The sequence below is a fragment of the Halobacteriovorax sp. genome, assembly GCF_048381875.1.
GTDB classification, from domain to species: Bacteria; Bdellovibrionota; Bacteriovoracia; order Bacteriovoracales; family Bacteriovoracaceae; genus Halobacteriovorax_A; species Halobacteriovorax_A vibrionivorans.
This window is the reverse complement of sequence record NZ_JBLXBP010000002.1, coordinates 439,903-458,033: the sequence shown is the minus strand read 5'-3', so window position 1 is coordinate 458,033 and position 18,131 is coordinate 439,903. Positions and strand designations below refer to the sequence as shown.

Annotated in this window: 18 protein-coding genes; 13 read left to right on the top strand and 5 right to left on the bottom strand. The window is 36.6% G+C overall.

Features of this window, described 5'->3' with window-relative positions; genetic code table 11:
• The first annotated feature begins 2 nt into the window (after positions 1–2).
• From ACN5L8_RS06445 to ACN5L8_RS06435, 3 genes are all read left to right on the top strand, one after another.
• Complete coding sequence (locus tag ACN5L8_RS06445) at positions 3–338, top strand: HIT domain-containing protein (RefSeq protein ID WP_115361510.1); 336 nt, start codon at positions 3–5, stop codon at positions 336–338.
• Between the two features lie 94 nt (positions 339–432).
• A complete protein-coding gene (locus ACN5L8_RS06440; protein WP_419172650.1) occupies positions 433–1,440 on the top strand; it encodes a hypothetical protein in 1,008 nt (335 codons plus the stop codon).
• Positions 1,441–1,450: 10 nt separating this feature from the next.
• Positions 1,451–2,491 (top strand): hypothetical protein, encoded by a 1,041-nt coding sequence (locus ACN5L8_RS06435; RefSeq protein WP_412474142.1) that lies wholly within the window; start codon positions 1,451–1,453, stop codon positions 2,489–2,491.
• Positions 2,492–2,520: 29 nt separating this feature from the next.
• On the opposite strand, the gene ileS is transcribed toward ACN5L8_RS06435, so the two are convergent.
• Positions 2,521–5,652 carry an isoleucine--tRNA ligase gene (gene ileS / locus ACN5L8_RS06430; protein WP_334678916.1) on the bottom strand — a complete coding sequence of 1,044 codons (3,132 nt, stop codon included), beginning with the start codon at positions 5,650–5,652 and terminating at the stop codon, positions 2,521–2,523.
• A 147-nt stretch (positions 5,653–5,799) separates the two neighbouring features.
• Between ileS and ACN5L8_RS06425 the strand changes: the two genes are divergently transcribed.
• The 4 genes from ACN5L8_RS06425 to ACN5L8_RS06410 are packed head-to-tail and all read left to right on the top strand — an operon-like array spanning position 5,800 to position 8,600.
• Positions 5,800–7,239, top strand: a complete 1,440-nt coding sequence (locus ACN5L8_RS06425; RefSeq protein ID WP_133296927.1) for a hypothetical protein — start codon at positions 5,800–5,802, stop codon at positions 7,237–7,239.
• Positions 7,223–7,777 (top strand): Maf family protein, encoded by a 555-nt coding sequence (locus ACN5L8_RS06420; protein WP_240406488.1) that lies wholly within the window; start codon positions 7,223–7,225, stop codon positions 7,775–7,777. Before ACN5L8_RS06425 ends, ACN5L8_RS06420 begins: the two co-directional genes overlap by 17 nt.
• Positions 7,756–8,121 (top strand): DUF167 domain-containing protein, encoded by a 366-nt coding sequence (locus tag ACN5L8_RS06415; protein ID WP_120404243.1) that lies wholly within the window; start codon positions 7,756–7,758, stop codon positions 8,119–8,121. The genes ACN5L8_RS06420 and ACN5L8_RS06415 overlap by 22 nt, the downstream gene beginning before the upstream one ends.
• Positions 8,118–8,600, top strand: a complete 483-nt coding sequence (locus ACN5L8_RS06410) for a hypothetical protein (protein ID WP_120404244.1) — start codon at positions 8,118–8,120, stop codon at positions 8,598–8,600. Before ACN5L8_RS06415 ends, ACN5L8_RS06410 begins: the two co-directional genes overlap by 4 nt.
• A gap of 5 nt (positions 8,601–8,605) precedes the next feature.
• Here the strand turns inward: ACN5L8_RS06410 and ACN5L8_RS06405 are convergent, their stop codons facing one another.
• Complete coding sequence (locus ACN5L8_RS06405; protein WP_115361493.1) at positions 8,606–8,794, bottom strand: hypothetical protein; 189 nt, start codon at positions 8,792–8,794, stop codon at positions 8,606–8,608.
• A gap of 363 nt (positions 8,795–9,157) precedes the next feature.
• Between ACN5L8_RS06405 and ACN5L8_RS06400 the strand changes: the two genes are divergently transcribed.
• The 5 genes from ACN5L8_RS06400 to ACN5L8_RS06380 are packed head-to-tail and all read left to right on the top strand — an operon-like array spanning position 9,158 to position 14,360.
• A complete protein-coding gene (locus tag ACN5L8_RS06400; RefSeq protein WP_115361491.1) occupies positions 9,158–10,123 on the top strand; it encodes a TRAP transporter TatT component family protein in 966 nt (321 codons plus the stop codon).
• A 13-nt stretch (positions 10,124–10,136) separates the two neighbouring features.
• Complete coding sequence (dctP, locus tag ACN5L8_RS06395; RefSeq protein WP_115361489.1) at positions 10,137–11,126, top strand: TRAP transporter substrate-binding protein DctP; 990 nt, start codon at positions 10,137–10,139, stop codon at positions 11,124–11,126.
• Positions 11,127–11,129: 3 nt separating this feature from the next.
• On the top strand, positions 11,130–11,627 hold the full coding sequence (locus tag ACN5L8_RS06390) for a TRAP transporter small permease (RefSeq protein ID WP_115361487.1): 498 nt from the start codon (positions 11,130–11,132) through the stop codon (positions 11,625–11,627).
• Complete coding sequence (locus ACN5L8_RS06385) at positions 11,608–12,870, top strand: TRAP transporter large permease (protein WP_115361485.1); 1,263 nt, start codon at positions 11,608–11,610, stop codon at positions 12,868–12,870. The genes ACN5L8_RS06390 and ACN5L8_RS06385 overlap by 20 nt, the downstream gene beginning before the upstream one ends.
• Positions 12,871–12,875: 5 nt before the next feature.
• Positions 12,876–14,360, top strand: a complete 1,485-nt coding sequence (locus tag ACN5L8_RS06380) for a hypothetical protein (RefSeq protein ID WP_419172649.1) — start codon at positions 12,876–12,878, stop codon at positions 14,358–14,360.
• A gap of 330 nt (positions 14,361–14,690) precedes the next feature.
• Here ACN5L8_RS06380 and ACN5L8_RS06375 read toward each other — a convergent pair whose 3' ends face one another.
• Both ACN5L8_RS06375 and ACN5L8_RS06370 read right to left on the bottom strand, forming a co-directional pair.
• Positions 14,691–15,323 (bottom strand): hypothetical protein, encoded by a 633-nt coding sequence (locus ACN5L8_RS06375; protein ID WP_115361481.1) that lies wholly within the window; start codon positions 15,321–15,323, stop codon positions 14,691–14,693.
• A 142-nt stretch (positions 15,324–15,465) separates the two neighbouring features.
• Positions 15,466–16,119 (bottom strand): hypothetical protein, encoded by a 654-nt coding sequence (locus ACN5L8_RS06370; RefSeq protein ID WP_115361478.1) that lies wholly within the window; start codon positions 16,117–16,119, stop codon positions 15,466–15,468.
• Between the two features lie 439 nt (positions 16,120–16,558).
• Here ACN5L8_RS06370 and ACN5L8_RS06365 point away from each other — a divergent pair, with 439 nt between their 5' ends.
• A complete protein-coding gene (locus ACN5L8_RS06365; RefSeq protein WP_115361476.1) occupies positions 16,559–17,002 on the top strand; it encodes a hypothetical protein in 444 nt (147 codons plus the stop codon).
• An 11-nt stretch (positions 17,003–17,013) separates the two neighbouring features.
• Here the strand turns inward: ACN5L8_RS06365 and ACN5L8_RS06360 are convergent, their stop codons facing one another.
• A complete protein-coding gene (locus ACN5L8_RS06360) occupies positions 17,014–18,000 on the bottom strand; it encodes a DHH family phosphoesterase (RefSeq protein ID WP_115361474.1) in 987 nt (328 codons plus the stop codon).
• Positions 18,001–18,131: the final 131 nt, after the last annotated feature.

The following is an 18,131-nucleotide window of genomic DNA, read 5'->3' as shown; positions in this document are numbered from 1 at the left end:
TTATGGATGATTGCTTATTTTGTAAAATTCTAAAAGGTGAAATACCTTCTGATAAAGTATTTGAAAATGATCACGTTATTGGATTTAAAGATATTCAACCTCTTGCAAAAGAGCATTATCTCTTCATCCATCGCAACCACTCTAAGAATGTAAATGAGATGAGTCGCGATGATATGGCCCAGGTATTTGATGCTATTAAAGAGTTTACTCAATCAAATGAGCTCGAAAACAATGGCTTTCGAGTCGTTTCAAATATTAATCAACACGGTTGCCAGAGTGTCTTTCATACGCATTTTCATGTACTTGGCGGGGAACAGCTTAAAGGCTTTGGTTCATAGTATTTCAAGTTTAAAAAATATCATTTCAATTTAGAAAAAAAGACTCCTTTGAGAAAAATGTCGCTAAAACGGCCATAAATCAAAGGAGTTTTATATGCGTCTACTATTATTAATAGCACTTATTTCACTAGTATCTTGTGGTAATGAAAATCAAACAAAAGAAGAGAAGTTAACTTATCAGCGTCAAAGCCTTGCTGAGTCGAGTATTCAATGCGTGGGTATTAAGACTGATATTATTGAAGAAAAAATCACATGTCCTACATCTCTAATTAATGAAGAAGCACAATTTCTATTTTCTATTGATGAAGAATTAATTGAGCAAGATAAGTTAAAAAGACATGCTGTTGTTGAGCTAGAAGTTGTAACTCAAAGGCCAATTCAAGCGTATTTTTATCTCGTTTCTAAGTATGGCAAGAGGCTTTCTGAAGATATGCTTTACAATGGTTTCAATTCTATTAAATTTAAGGAACTTAGAATTGGAGACTTTAGTGCACACGACGTTTACCTAAAGATCTCAAACTATCACACAGGAGGAACTCCTGTGGCCGTTGCAAGAATTGAAGATAAGGGATGTGACACCGGACTCTTTAACGTAGAAGATATTAACCTTGATGATCTTCGTGGCCAATGCCCAAATTTAAAATTTATTCCAAACTTTAAAGCAGAAGTTGAATCTCCAAAATTCTATGAAGGTACTAAGAAGTTTCCTAAGATGAAGCGAGTAGATTACAAAGTATATCAAATAACATCAAAGTATCGTTTGTTTGATCACATGACGACTCAACAGGTTCCTGTTGAAAAGCTGTACGAACTTAATAAAACAGAGTTTGGATTTGAGCTTGAGCAAATTGAAGATCGTTTATGTTTCACTGAAGGATTTTATGATCATAAAGTTTATGAAGAAAAGGGAATCTATCTTCCTTTTGGAACGGTTTATGAGAAGGTAAATCGAGGCCTTGAAAATAGTGAAGCAAGTAAACTTTGTAAAAACTGTGGCCTAGGAGTAAATGATCGATTTTTTAGCATGTCTGAAAACCTTGGTGTGAAGAAGTGTTATCCCGTTGAACCAAAATTAGTAGGAACAATCCTAATTAAGGAATAAGGAGAGAGTAATGAAAAAGTTATTAGTATTGGCAACAGTTTTATTTGTATCTTGTAACTCATCAGACAAGGAGAAAATAAATAAAAGTTTTAAATTAGCTTCAAATGAAATGCGATCAACATTCTCGATTGAATGTGAGAATTTCAGAACTAACTTGGTCTCTAGTGAGAATAAAGTAACTTGTGAAGAAAGTGGCTCAACTAATAGACCAATGTATTTAAGAAACATTAACTCTCAAAAGAGTCTTTCTCTTTATGATCTTACAAACGAAAATGAGATTGAACTAGAAGTTTCATTAGATGAGAATGTAGTTGAAGCGACTTTTATTCTTGTCTCAAAAAATGGTAAAGAGTTATCAAATCAAGCTTACTATCATCAAAATGACAGAAAAATCTTCTTCTATGAAGTAGAAGAGGATGCATTCATTAATCATAAAGTACATCTTAAGACGTTAAGATTAAGGCTTAAGAATGACGAGATAGTAACTTATAATAATGAAGTTGATAATGGATGTATAACTGGAAAAATTAGTTTGGATGAATTTAAAAGCCTTGTACAACCAGAGCAATGCAAGGGGCTTAAATCACAGACTATTTATACTGGTGCAGTTGTTAAAAGGCCCATTTTTCACGATATAAAAGTATCCGACGTTGGATACCGAAAAGTACCTCAGATAATTATCTCTAAGCCTGTACCTCGAAATTGGAAACCATATCGTGTAATCGAAGTACAACATCAATATACAGTAAGATATTTTGACTACTTTGAGGAGTCAGTTGAGAAATTTAACGATTTTTTTACGCGTGACGATTTTGGAAATTTAGAAATTACAAAGTCTAAGGATTGCTTAGTTACAGGAGTCGTTGAGTATAGAGACTGGAATCTTAGAACTCGAAGATGGGATGTATTAAATGATGAAACTGTTTACAAACATGTATATGGTGAAATCCAAATTCAGGGAGAAGTCTTAGATGCTGTTGAGGATTATAAGAGACAAGAGTGTTTTGATTTAAAACCAAAACCTGTCGGTTATGTGTTAATTCAAGAATAAAAAAAGCCTCCATTTCGGAGGCTTTTTTATTATGCTTTTGTAATTGTCATTTTTAGATTCTCATCATCAACTTTAAACTCATGTTCAAGAGCATCGCTACTAGCATTAAGGCTATTTGCTAGTGTTTCTTTTGTGATGTAGTCAGTGTGAGTTTCAATTGCTTTTGCTAGTAGATCTGTTGCATTAAAGTTTACTTCAATACGATCTTCAACATTAAATCCAGAGTCTTTTCTTGTTCTTTGAATTCTATTGATAACTTCACGAGCAAGACCTTCTAGAATTAATTCTTCATTTAGGTTTGTGTCGATATCAATTGAAATATAACGATTAGATAGGGCCTGTGTTCCTTCTTTGGCCTCTCTAAAAATTAGGATATCTGAAGGAGCAAATGTTTCACCAGCAAGCTCAAGGCTTCCTTTTTCTTCAAGCTCATTAAGTTCAGCTGCACCAAGTTTTGAGATCATTCCCATAAACTTACCAAATTCTTTTCCTAGGCGCTTACCTAGAACTGGAGAGTTTGGTTTTGCGTATAGCTTGATATAATTATCTTCATCAGTTGTGTACTCAACGCTCTTAACATTAAGTTCTGATTGAATATATCCTTCAAGTTTCTTGATTTCATCTAGAAGAGCTTGGTCTTTGTGAATAACACTTAGACGAGCAAGTGGCGTCTTAACCTTAATTTGAACTTGGTTACGCTTTTGACGTCCAAGTAGGATAATCTGTTGCATTCTATCAACGGCATCTTCAAGAACTGAGTTCTTAAGCTCTGTATTTGCAACAGGGTAGTCGCATAAGTGAACTGATAAGTTCTTCTCACTTGAATCAAATTTCTTAAGCTCACTAAAGATATGCTCAGATAAGAATGGCGCAAATGGTGCCATCGCAATCGTAACTTCTTTTAGTGTTGTAAAAAGAGTTGTGTAAGCTTGCTTCTTATCTGAAGTTAGGCCTTCTCCCCAGAAACGAGAACGATTCAGGCGGATATACCAATTTGTTAGATCTTCAATGAAGTTAAAAAGCGCAGGAACAACATTGTAAAGTTGGTACTGTGCCATCTCTGCTTCAATATTTTCTTTAAGAGTTTGTAGTTTTGAGATAACCCAATTATCAGTGATATTCTCACCACTTTCAGCGTGCTCATTAAAGTTCCATCCATCAATTGATGCGTATGTTTGGAAGAATTTAAAAGAGTTTAACCAAGGTAGTAGGGCACGGCGAACCATGTCTTTAACACCAGCGTCAGTGAAGCGTTGTTCTTCACCTTTAACAAGACCAGAGTTAATTAGGTATAGCCTTAGAGCGTCTGATCCGAATTCTTCCATTAGCTCATCAGGAGCTGTGAAGTTTCTTAGAGACTTACTCATCTTCTTACCATCTTCAGCAAGAACTAAACCGTTAACAATAACGTTCTTAAAAGCTGGTTTATCAAATAGGGCAGTTGAAAGGATTGTTAGTGTATAGAACCAACCACGTGTTTGGTCTAAACCTTCAGCAATAAATTCTGCTGGGAATCCGTTTTCAAAGATTTCCTTATTTTCAAATGGGTAGTGAAGTTGCGCGTATGGCATTGAACCAGATTCAAACCAACAGTCAAAGACATCTGGGATACGCTTATATGTTCCTTCTTCTCCTTCGATTTTAAAAGTTACTTCATCTGTGTACTCACGGTGAAGATCTGTAAGCTCAACCCCTGAAAGCTCTTTTAGTTCTTCAATTGAACCAAGACATTTCATATTTCCAGTTTCATCATTGATCCAAACTGGAAGTGGAGTTCCCCAAACACGTGTACGAGAAACGGCCCAGTCACGAGCATTCTCAAGCCACTTACCAAAACGACCTGCTTTGATATGACCTGGTACCCAGTGAATTTCTTTGTTATTAGCAACAAGCTTATCAACGATTTCTTCTACTTTTACATACCACTGAGGGATTGTACGATAGATTAGTGGCGTTCCTGAGCGGTAGCAGAATGGGTAAGGGTGCACGAGGTTTCCGTGATCGTATAATTTTGTATTTTCTTTAAGGTCTTTAATGATTTGTTTATCAGCATCTTTTACGTATTGACCTGCATAAGCAGAAACTTCTTTTGTAAATTGACCAGCATCATCGATAGGACAAACTTCGGCCTTCATTCCAGCTTCTTTACAGACTCTATTATCATCTTCACCAAATGCTGGTGCTTGGTGAACAATACCTGTACCACTATCTGTCGTTACATAGTCATCGTTAAAGATTGTAAAAGCGCCTTCTTCTTTTAGATCAGCAAAGAAATCAAAAAGTGGCTCATAACGAAGTCCAAGAAGTTCACTTCCCTTAAATGATTCACCGATTACTTCAAGGTTGCGCTTCTTTGTATATGCTTCAAGTCTTGCTTCAGCAAAGATGATTGTTACACCACGATCATTATCTTTTACGCGAACATAATCGATATCAGGACCCACACAAAGAGCAAGGTTTGATGGAAGTGTCCATGGAGTTGTTGTCCATGCGGCCACGTAATCAGCACCAGCTTTTTTTGGATCGTCTAATTTGAAAAGAACAGTGATGGCCGGATCTTGAACGTCACGGTAATCAAGACCTGCTTCAAAGTTTGAAAGCCCTGTTCCAAGACCAGTTGAGTAAGGAACTACTTTTGTTCCCTTGTAAACCATGTCCTTATCCCAAAGAGATTTAAATACCCACCAACATGATTCCATGAAAGTTGGGTCCATTGTCTTATAGTCATTGTCGAAGTCGACCCAACGTCCAAGGCGAGTAACAGTTTTACGCCACTCAGTTGTGTAGCGATCAACAATTGAGCGACACTCTTGGTTATAACCAGCAACACCAAGTTTCTCTAATGCTTCGTGTGCAGTCATTTCTAATTTCTTATTAATTTCTTGCTCAATTGGAAGGCCGTGCGTATCCCATCCAAATCTTCTTTGAACGTAGCGACCTTTCATTGTCCAATATCTTGGAACGATATCTTTTAGTGTTCCAGCAAGTAGGTGACCGTGGTGAGGAAGACCTGTGGCAAATGGAGGGCCATCGTAGAAAATATATGGCTCTTTTTCCTTTGTTTGCTCAAGTGATTTTTGGAAAATATCGTTTTCTTCCCAAAATTTTAAGACTTCATGTTCTGTGTTAACAAAAGAAAATTGTCCGTTATCCTGACTCATCGTATCAACCTTGTCTGTTAAAGTTTCTGTGTAAATTAATATTTGGCCCAAAATTTAGCACGAAACCTATGATTTTGACAGTTTAGATCGGGCATAAAGTGCCGAAAAAGTCTCAATTTCTTCTTCATTTATGGCCAGGACCAGCTTTTGTCGATGAAGTTTATGATGCTACGTGTTTTATTACTACTCACAATTTACTTTGCGGCCTTCGCAAACCCTGAACTTAAGTTTAAGGATGATCGAAAATCTCTAATTAAATGGGATAAGTTAGAGGCCAAAGACTGGCTCAGTTATGAAAGCTGGAAGGAAGATTTACGCTTTAAAGAAAGCTATCCTCTTTGGCGTGATCTGGCCAAGATGTCTGGTCTAAGAGAAGAGATGGGAAGAGTTATTAAATGTGTAGGCCAATGTACATTATTTCGCGATCTTGGTGAGAATAAAGTTGGTTACCGCTCACTTATTAAAGAAAACGATGATATTGAAACTGGTGTGGATAGTTATCTTTGGTTAATGCTCTTTGATGGAACCCTGATTCGTATGGCGCCAGAGAGCTCGGTTTCTTTTAAAGAAATTAATGTCTTAGAAAAAGAGGTCTTCTTTTACCTAAGAGCAAATGTTGGAAATATGCTTCTAATCTCACGCTCAGAAGAAGAATTGAAAATGAGTAAAAAGAGAGACACTGATGCTGTCTTTCATCCTCTTCCAATTAATCGAACAAATCCAATTGTTTTTGATAAGAATGTATCTCTAAATGAGTACTTATTTGAAGATGATATTCGTTATCGATCTCGTACAAAATTTATAAATGATTTAATTAAAAAAAATAATAAGAAGGTAATGAGAAAGAGTCGATTCTTTATTCAATCGCCTCTCTTTTCATTTGAAGCATATTCTCCTTCTTTTGAAACCTATGTCTCAATTGGTAATGATAGCTATCTTAAGTTTCGAGATGAAGAGCAATTAGGTTATTCTTATAAGAATGAGACAAATCCAAAAGTTAACTTAAGAGGATATGCAAACGAAGAATTTGAGCAATTAAGTAAAGGGACCTGGTATCGTTTTTCTTTTATAAATCGAAACTACTTTATTGTGGAACCAAATGATGTTCTCTTACAAAATGAATTAATGACGAAGAGAATTAATGGTATTTACTATACTCGAGAGATCTTCTTAGAGAGATACGGACAAGTTCTATTTGAGAAATTAGATGAAGTTGGTTATGCAAGGGCCTACGGCATGAGACTGTGGGAAGAGGGTGAACTTGATAATCGTATAAAGTTTCTCTGGAAACATTCAAGACAAATTGAAACCACAAACTTGGCCATTGCTGATCGCTATCGAAAGCAAGTTCTTGCACGAGTTGGCCGACGAGATAAAGATGTCCTTAGGAAAGACTTTTACACTAAGGCACAGGAAAGTTATTATAGAGCAGGAGCAATGGAGAACTCTCGAAGTTATTTTCCAGAGCTTAATTCTGAAAAACTTGATTTATGGAAAAAACTAAATGGCATCAACACTAAAATTTATCCTGGCATCAGGGAGTCCTCGCAGAAAGGAACTTCTATCTTGGATGAAAGTACCAATTGAAATAAAACCTTCTGACGTCGAAGAAATTACTACGAGACAACATCCTAGAGAAATCGTTGAAGAGCTGGCCGAGCTTAAAGGAAGAGATATCGTTTCTCTTACGAAAGACTCGACTCCAAACCACTTTATTGTGGCCTCTGATACTTTGGTTGCAATTGGGGATAAGGTCTTAGGAAAGCCAAAAGATAAGGCCGATGCAAGGGCCATGTTAAATGAGCTTTCCGGTAAAGAGCACGAAGTATACACGGCCGTTTATATGGCATGCGGTGGTAAAGAGAGAACTTTTTCAAAAGTATCTGAAGTTAAGTTCACAGATATTTCTCCTGAAATTTTAGACCTCTATCTGGAAGGTGAAGAGGCGATGGATAAGGCCGGTGCCTATGGAATTCAAGGCCAGGGTCTTTTATTTGTGGAAAACTTAAGTGGCTCATATTCTAACGTTGTGGGATTTCCACTTTCTGATTTTATTGATGAAATGAAGAGCTTTCTGTCTGATCTAGGCTACGACAGCTCTAAGTGGAGAGAAGTATTTCAATAAGTGACTATCTAACACAGTTAGGAATTCATCATCAGGTATTGCGCGATGCAGATGATCTCATTATTGAGATCGATATTTGGGCCAAGCCTGGAGCAAAAGTAGAAAAGCTCGCTATTGCTGATACTGGACATCTCATCGTTAGCACTCAGTCGCCACCTGAAGATGGAAAGGCCAATGCTGGAATTATGAAATTAGTTGCTAAGAAATTTGGTGTCTCTAAAGGAAGCATAGAATTAACGAGTGGCCAACAATCTAAGTTTAAAAAAATGGCCATAACCTTTGTCTTTGCGCATAATAAAGATAGTAATTATTTTTTGGAAAAAATTAAAAAGGCATTAGCTTGAAGTATATAACTTACGCTTTAACATTCATTCTCATTTCAAAGATGGCCGTTGCTCAGCCTCAAGCAAAGACTGACAAAGAGGTTAGTAAAGAGATGTATGATAAGTTGGAAAAGGTTAAAAGTTTTCCACCAGATGATTACGTAACTAAGACGCAGGAATTGAGAAAAGAAATCGATCGCTACATTGAGCTTAAAAAAGGTGTTTGTACTGGGGATTTTTCAACGTTTGTTCTAACGCAAAAAGATCTTGAAGAAAGTCGTAGGAAGCTTACCAGAGTGGAAAAGGACTTGTGCTTCCGCGAGTTGAGAGCATTTCAGGTTACCTACTTAAACAGCCTCTTTATTGCAAAGAAGAACTACCTCAACTTTCTTCACGACCAAAGACTTAAGAAACTGGATGAAATTCGCGACGAGTCTCTGCGTAGCTTGAAATCTACTTACGACAAGCAACTTATTTCACCTAAATCAAAGAAGAGATAGACTCTCTATCCTTCTGATTCTTCAGTTTTCTTGCTTCCACCTAAAACAGCACGTGTAGGTCTAAGACTCTTTACTCTTAAAAGAGACTTTCTAGGCTTTAGACTAGCAGACTTACGAATAGTTCTTAGTCTGTTTAGACCAGTTGGGTTTAGGTTTGGCGTCAATTTTTCGTTAGATGTTCCTTGTGATGACATCTCCATCTCCTTGTTAATAGTTACCGAAAAAGGTTTTCAAAATACTTACCTTAATCGATACCTAAGTGGAGAGAAAAAGCTCACTAACTCAGAATCGGATTAGGTAAGTAGTTCATCTACTCGTAGAAAAACTACTCTCAATGGTCACTCCGTGACAAAGTTTAAATCCTTAAATATATACTCGGAATAACTGCAAAAAACATTTAGTCCGAATGATATTTTCTAATCATATCATGGGCTTACAAATGGTGCAATACGGCCAGTAGTGGATGACTCGAGCGTCAAGAAAAAGGTAATAACTGCTTGTAATTACTAATTATATAAGGCAAATTACTACTATAGTTTTTATAAGGATGGCCAAAAATGTGCAAAGAAAAATTGGCATTGCTAATTCTACTTTTTACTGTAGTTTCTTGTTCAACTATTAAGAAGGCAGCGACTTCGCAAATGGGGGAGATGATTTTTGAATCTTCAGATGCTGTTTTAGTGGAAAATGACTGGAATTTGTTTGAAGAAACAATCAGTGGAAATATCAAAGTTCTAGAAACGCTCTATGCTACAGATCGCTCAAATGTCGACTTCATTGTTACTCTGATTAAAGGCTACACTGGCAAGGCCTTTGCTATTGATGAAACATACTATCTTAAAGATCAGCTACAAGAAAAGATGAATTCTGTTCATCGTTCTCGTGCGCTATCAAATTATACTCGTGCCCTTAGTTATTCAGCTCTATTTTTTAAAGAAAGAGATTTTGAAAACTTTGACTTCACAAAATATATCTCAAGCCCTGATGAATTTTATAAATTACTTGAAGATAAATTAAGTGATAGTGCTTCTGATGTTGAAGGTGTCTTCTACACAGCTCAGGCCTTGGCCTCAATTATTAATCTTCAAAGAGATAATATGAGAACTGTTGCTTATCTTCCACTGGCCAAGGTGATGTATGACTGGTCTTGTGAGAAGAATCCAAAACTTGGTTACGGTGCTTGTGATATCTTTTCAGCCTCTTATGTTGCATCTAGGCCACGTGGACTTGGTGGTAATCCAATGGAAGGGAAGGCCTTATTTGAGAAAGCAATTGCAAAGTGGCCAGATAATATGATGGTACGTTTAGCATTTATTCAATTCTACGCAGTTCCTATGTATGAGAAGAATGTTTATCTCAATCAAAAATTAGAAATAGAAAAATATACACGTGAAAATTTAGAATCAAAGTATTGGAGCGGTGGAAAACTAGAAGCTCCTGAAATTAATTATAATAATCTATTTAATCTCATCGCTAATAAACGACTTGAGATTATTGAAAGTTTAGAAAAAGAAATTTTTTAATAGGTAAGATCATATGAAGAATATTTTAAAAATTGCACTTACACTACTTGTTACATTTAACCTTTATGCACTAACTCTAAAAGTTGGTGTCTTAACGCCTGAGGGAACTAATTGGGCCAAGAATCTAAAAAAGATGGCCAAGGCAATTAAGAAAGAAACTGGTGGAAAGGTAAAAGTAAAATTCTACTTTGGTGGTTCTCAAGGTGATGAGCCAGATGTTTTAAGAAAAATTCGTGTTGGACAATTACATGGTGGAGTTTTTACTGCAAAGACTCTAGGGGATATTAACGGTGATATCCGTGTCTTAGAATTACCATTTACTTTCTATCACGATAGAGACCGCGTATTAAAAGCAATTGATGACTTAACTCCATATCTAAATAAAAGCGTTGAAGCTAAGAACTTTGTTAACTTAGGCTTCTTCGATATCGGTATGGTGTACTTTGTTTCTAAAAATAAAATTGCTTCTCTTGATAATCTTCAAGGAGTAAAGATTTGGTCTTGGGAAGGAGATCCTCTTGTTGAAACTATCTTAGAAGAAATGAAATTAGTTTCAGTCCCACTTCCTCTTCCTGATGTATTATCTTCACTTTCAACTGGAATCATTGAAGCGGCTTATGCGCCACCTCTAGCGATTCTTTCAATGCAGTGGAATACAAAGGTTCAGTATTTAATTGATTTTCCTCTTTCAACTTCTGTGGGGGCTTTTTTAATTAGTAACAAAGCATTTAAAAGAATTTCTCCTGAGAATCAAAAGATTGTGAAGGAAGTTTCAAAGAGATATATCGATCAAGTTAAAGCAACAAATGAAAAAGATAATCAGGACTCACTTGATCTTATGAAGCAGTCTGGTGTTGAATTTGTTAAGCTAAGTGATAAGGATATTGATCTAGCTGTAAAGGTTAGAGAAGCTACAATTAAGAAATTAAAAGGGAAGCTGTTTTCTGCAAAGGCCTATGAGCTGCTAGAAAAGAGTTTAGAAAAGAGTAAAAAGAAGAATTAAGTTGTGATTAGAAAAGTCGAAAAGCTCACCGATGATTTTATCAGTACTGGCCTTGTTATTGTCGTCGTAACAATCTTAGGCTTTAGTGTCGCCTCAATTATTTTGAGATGGTTCAATCTTTCTTTTTCTTGGATTGATCCATTAGTTCGACACCTCGTTTTTGTCTTGGCATTCTTTGGTGCTGCTATGGCAAGTGGAAAGTCTCGCCATATCGCTATTGAGATTCTTCCTAAGTTCTTAGAAAACTCAGGATATAAAAAATCACTCTTTGTTTTAAATAAATTTATCAGTCTTTGTACAATTGTTGGGGCCACTTGGCTTTTTGCTTCAGGTGTACAATTTTATAATGTTGAAAAAGAATATGGACGCCTTTCATCACTGGGAGTTCACACATCTGTTTTAGTAGGTATTATTCCAGCAGGGTTTGCGCTAATCTTTTGGCGCTCACTTCTAGCATTCTTAGACTTTAGGGAAGAAGAGCATGAGCTTAATAACAATTAGTATAGCCGCATTAATTTTGGCGCTAATTGGTGTGCCTCTTTTTATCGTCTTAGGATGTGTCGCCTTAGCGGCCTTCTTTCATAATGGGATTGATCCATCGGCAGTTTCTGTTGAGATCTATCGACTTGCTTCTGCTCCAACTATTTTAACAATTCCATTATTTACATTTGCAGGATACTTACTTGCAGAATCAAATGCACCAAAGAGATTATTTCGCTTTACCAATGCCATGCTTTCTTGGATGCCTGGTGGAGTTGCCATTGTTGGCCTTTGTCTTTGTGCCTTCTTTACTGCATTTACAGGAGCTAGTGGTGTAACGATCGTTGCTCTTGGTGGCCTAATCTATCCAATTCTTATGGGCCGTGGACATAGTGACAAGTTCACAATGGGCTTTATTACGACTTCAGGCTCTCTTGGTTTACTCTTTCCTCCTTCACTGCCAATTATTCTCTACGGAATTGTTGCTGGTGTTGATATTGATCAACTCTTTAAAGCGGGAATTGTTCCTGGTGTCCTATTGATTGTGGGCCTTGCCATTTATTCAATTCTTAAGTCTGGGAAAAATAATGAAAGAGGTAAGTTTGAGTTAAGTGAGGCCATTGCAAGTTTTAAAGGGGCCTTCTTTGAGTTGTTACTACCTATTGCAGTTCTTGTGGGAATTTATGGTGGCTTTGTTACTGTAACAGAAGCTGCTGCATTTACAGCCTTCTACATTCTAATCATTGAATGCTTTGTTTATAAGGATCTAAGTCTTACTAAGGATGTTCCTGGGATTATCAAAGACTCCATGACTATGGTTGGGGCCATTCTTATTATTCTTTGTTGCGCTCTTGGACTAACAAACTTTCTCGTTGATGAAGAAGTTCCAAATCAATTATTTACGGCCTTTAGTGGAGTTCTTACTAATAAATACGCCTTTCTTTTATTCTTGAACGTTTTCTTACTTATTGTAGGAAGTTTAATGGATATTTTTAGTGCGATAATTGTGGTTGTTCCACTAATTCTTCCATTGGCCCAGCAATTTGATATTCATCCAATTCATTTGGCCATTGTCTTTCTTACCAATTTAGAAATCGGTTATATAACGCCTCCAGTGGGAATTAATCTCTTTATTAGCTCCATTCGCTTTAAGAGACCAATTACTGAACTTTATCGCTCGGCCTTGCCGTTTCTCTTTATTCTACTAATTTGTTTGGCCATTATTACCTATGTGCCGGCCATCAGTCTTCTTTGGGTACAATAAAGAGGATGTTTATTTTTAATTACTTACAACTATTTTTACTCATCCTAATTCTTCATCCCACAAGTGCGCTTTCACTTGTACAGGAAGATGGAGTTAAAGGTGAGTGGGACTTTGAGCATTATGATGGGCCACTTGATCCAAGATTGATCATCGATCATCAAAATGAAAAACAAGAGTTCTATGATGAATACACTGGACGTAATTACTTTGATGTACTTCTCGTACCAGAATTAACGGATCTCTCACAAGATTTTAATCGCTATATCTATCCAAACTTCTCTTGCTCTAAGTATGAACTTAAAGAGAATTTGGCCTATATGCGCTACTTAATTCGCTTAACTTCAATTGCTAGTCTTTACGAGTTTTATCGACAAACAAGTATCGCCCTATATCAATATGGTGATGAGAAGAGCTGCCAGATTGATTACGAAACAATTTTTAAGCAGTGTAAGCCTAAGTCAAAAGATATGAAGCTCTTTATTGGGCGTGTTTCAGACTTCTTTCCAGATATCGTAGACTGGGGGAAATATCCAATCAAGCTTAAGACTGATCGAAGATTTAGTCTTGAAACTTACCATCCTGATCTTGTAAAGATTCTTAGATTAGATTTCGGTGGAGATGAGAAGAGTCATCTTATAAAAGCATGTCAATTTGCAAAAAATGAAATTCAAAGTCTTTGTAGTGAAAATGATGAATACATGGCAGCTGCACAGATTAAAGAGATTCGAAATGAAATTCTTAAGTCATCAGCCTTTAAAATTCTTAATCGCAGTGGGAAGGGGCAAGCCTGTTTCACTCGCTATGAAGAAATGGCCAAGGACATGGAAGAGATTGATGATAAGAGTAAGAGGATTATTAAGACGGCCCTTACTTCAAAGGGTGAGCTTAAGGTCTTTTGGTTTGGTGCTTTAAAAGAATTTGATGATCAGGGAATAACCCTTGTTGAACAAAAGAAGCCTGAGCCAGTTAAGAAGGTAAAAAAAGTCGAAGAGAAAAAGCCCGAGCCGGTTAAAACAGTTGATATTAAAAGTATTAAAATTATCAGAAAGCCAAAGCCTCAACCAAAGAAGCCAGAGCCTAAGCCAGTGGAAAAGGTCTCTGCTTTTGAAAAGGCCCTTAGAAACTTTGAGAAATCAAAAGAAAAAACAGTTGTTGATATGACGAGCTTTAAAACTGATTATAAGTTCTCAAAGAAGACGCTTGAAAAGTTCAATGGGTCTTTAAGAAGCTTTCAAACTCGCAAGCAGCTATCAAAGATGAAAAGGGTTGATAACCTTGGTTCAGTAGCGGCGCCAATGAGTTTAACTTTTATTAAGTATCTTATTGATTATAACCTTCACCAGGGTCTTTACAATATGACGGGAATTCTTAGTAATGACTTCTATGTTATTAATGATCTGGAGAATAAGAGTCGTCCAGTGAAGATTAAATTAGATAATAATAAGGATACTGGGTTTAAGTGGAAGATCTGGGTTACAGATTCAGAATAAGGTACGTCGTTACTTTTGGCATTTTCAATAGTTTACACATCAAAATATCCCCAATAATAGATTTATGATCACCTAAGATACTGCATATTTAGTTCATCCTAATAAGGTCGTTTATTATCAATTAGCAGATACTAATATAGTTTGTTTTAATCAATGTTTTGAGGAGAGTAATGGTACCTAACTTATTGGAAGTGCCAAAAGTAACGACGTACCTACCTACTGAACATAAAAGCCGGGCTTGAACCCGGCTTGTTGAAATAATTTTTTAGCTAAAGTCTAGTGGCCTAGCACCGCGTCCCATAGATTGCCTTTGGGCAATCAATGCCGCGGCTAGTGCTTTCTAGAAAGTCTTTTTAGTCTCTTCTCGTATGCAGACTTAACTGATAGAGCTAGGAAGAAACCAGCATTTTCACCGTTTTCATCTTGTCCAAATAGAGAGATATTTCCAACTCTTTTGTCACCAGCTTTAAAAGACTTAGTCCAAGCAAATCCGTATAGGTTGAAGTTATGTAGTGGTACCCAAATACCAAAAACTTTTGGCCCAACGTAGAATGCCATATTCTTAATTTTTTCTACAGTAAATGCTACTGCTGGAAGGGCACCAGCTGCTACACCAGGAATCATACGTCCACCAGGAAGAGTCTTTGGATCAAGACGCTTTACATCTGATGAGAAAATATCATCTAGTGATACTGTAAAAGTTAGAACTGAACCTGGACCTTCTAGGTTAGGGTTAAGTCCGATAAATGATTTCTTGTATTTTGGAACTTTATAAGTTGCTCCAGCAACAATAGATACATCTTCTAAAACCATTGAAACAATAACATTGTCTTCTAGTAGGTTAACGTTTGGCCCATCAACTCCTGGGATTTCAACGTTTCCTTCTCCACATGAAACAGAGAAGAAAGAGAAGCTTAGTAGTGCTAAGACTGTCAGTAGTCTTTTTCTTAATGTGATTTCCATATCGATACCTCACTTTTGGAAAATTTCTCTCATATGCCTTTCTATCGACAAAAGTGAAGTAGTTCTTAATTTTTTTTGGGAAAAAAATAACCCCCAGTTACCTGGGGGCATTTTTTACTATGTGAATCGTTTTGGTCGACTATTAGTAACGATCGGCCATTCTTTCTAGGTATCTTTCCTCTGAACGAGAAACTGTTAGTGCTAGGAAGAAACCACCGTTTTCTCCGTTTGCATCTTCACCAACAAGTGAAAGGTTACCAACTCTCTTACTATCCGTGTAGAAACGAGTTGTAAGCATTGCACCTGACATATTAAGACCATTTACTGGAACCCAAACACCAAAGATTTGTGGCCCAATGTAGAAAGCGATGTTCTTAATACTTGGTACTGAGAAAGCTACTGCTGGAAGAGCACCACCAGAAACACCTGGGATAGCACGTCCACCTGGTAGAGTAAGTGGATCTAGACGATCAGCTTTTCCACCAAAAATATCATCAAGTGAAACAGAGAATGCTAGAAGCGTTCCGTTTGACTGAAGATCTGGAGCGATCTCAACGTAAGAGTTTGTGTAGTTAGGGATGTTGAATCTTGCACCACCCTCAACTTGCACATTTTCTAAAACGATATCAATTAGGATATCATCCTGAAGTAAAACTACTGTCGGTCCATCAACACCTGGAATGTCCAAGTTCTTTGAACTGTCCCCTGAACCACATGACGTCGTTAGTAGCGACAGGGTAACAAGTGCAGAAGTGATTAAAAGTTTTGACTGCTTAAATACTAGTGAATTTTTCATAATTACCTCAAATGACTTTCTATTAGATTTTGATTTCCCTTTTTAATAGAAGTCTCTTTGAAGGCTTGTGCTCTTTTACAACTTATTGAACTCAACTGACGTACGACAAAGACCACAAATCGTTCTCTCTTCGATTTATTTCGATAAAAGCCATTATGAAGAATTCAAGAATTTAAACAACATGATGTGTACCTCGATTAACGAAATTCAAAAAAAATGTAAATTTTTTGAAAAATCTTTCAGTAATTTCAGTTACTTAATGAGGACTCGTCGAATTTTTTTTGGCCTTATTCACTATGGAGCTTGTTGAGGTGGAGCAAGGCGAATTTTGCCGACAAATTTAGGCACCGGCATTATAAGTTACTGAAAGTACATCTAAAAACAGAGTCGTGCTTTTTTCCACCTAAAAAAGAGTTAAGGACTTCTGTACAATGAAATTGTGAGATTATTAGCAGATCGACCACATTTACCAGCTAACCAAGCTAAGAAAGCAAGAAGAGACTATGCAACAGATAGTTCGACTTCTTCATTTTCACCGATGCCTAATTCTAATGGGGCAAAGATTGTTAGAAGACCTAAGCCAAATGATCTTAGTCGTAGTCAGATACACGCTAAAATTAAGAATCATAAATTAGAAAAAGAGCAGGCCTTCCAAACTAAGCTTGATGCAGCTTCAGCAAAGAAGAAAGCGCAAGCTTTAAAAGAGGCGACAACTGCAAAAGTTGAAGTTACTCCTGAAGGGGAGCCTTTTGGTGATGTAAAAAAGAATGATCCAAAAGATCCTGGTACTAAGGAAAAATTAAAAGATGCTTTAACTGCCGGTGCATTTAACTTTTCTGCAAAAGAAAGAGAAGTTCTGGGAAAAATCCTTAAAGATCAATAAGCACTAAACGCTTAGTCTTCTGATTCAATCATTAAATCAATTTTTTGAATTACTTCTGGAATCGTCTTCTCTAGTGTTCCATCAATAATCGTTGCTGCTGAGTGATTGTGACCGCCGCCACCAAGTGCTTGAGCAATGATTCCAACATCAACAGTTTGATTTACACTTCGAAATGAGATTTTAACTTTGTCGTCAATTTCACGAAACATACAGGCCACTTCAATCCCTTCAAGAATTAAAAGGTGATTAATGAAACCATGTGTATCTTCTGCTTCACAATTATGATTTTCAATATCATTTTCAGTCATGGAAATCCATGCAACAAGTCCGCTCTTACTTAGTTGGCAAGAAGAGAGTACCTGGCCTAAAAGCTTAATATACTCAACTTGTTTAATCCCGTTGATTTGATTAAAAGCTTGTGGAGGAGAAATACCTGTATCTAATAATTTTGAAGCAATCTTGTGTGTATTGGCCGTTACTGTTGGGTAACGAAATGAGCTGGTATCGATAATAATTGAAGTATAAAGGGCCAAGGCCATTTTCTCATCAAACTTAACACCAAGGGCCTCAATTAATTCTCCTACTAATTCACCTGTTGCTGCTTTCGTTGAGTCCACACAGTGAATTGCTGCAAGCTCTTTTGGGCAAGGGTGGTGATCAATAAAGAGTAGCTCACTAGACTTTAAAACTAGCTCTTGAACATTCTTACCAATACGAGGAAGTGCATTGGTATCAGTTACAATGAATAAATCTATTTTTTTAAAATGATCTTTTGAATCTTCGTAATTTGAAATAACCCCATCTGGATCAAGGTAGCGATAGCGATCAAATAACTTTTCCTCGTTAATACATATGGCATTCTTCCCGAGTTTTCTAAGGGCCATACATAAGGCAATCTCACTTCCAATACCATCGGCATCTGGAAAGATGTGAGTTGTGATAACAATATTATTTGCTTTTTCAACTAAGTTTTTGAAACGCTCTACATTCTTGGTCATATATTTCCTAATCGGAAGATTCGCAAACCTTCTCAAAGGTTTGATGATTAAATTTTAAGACTTTTCTTATTGTTTCATTTTTTGTTAGGATTTTAAAGAAGCTTTTAAAAAATGAAGGTTTAAAGAAGGAT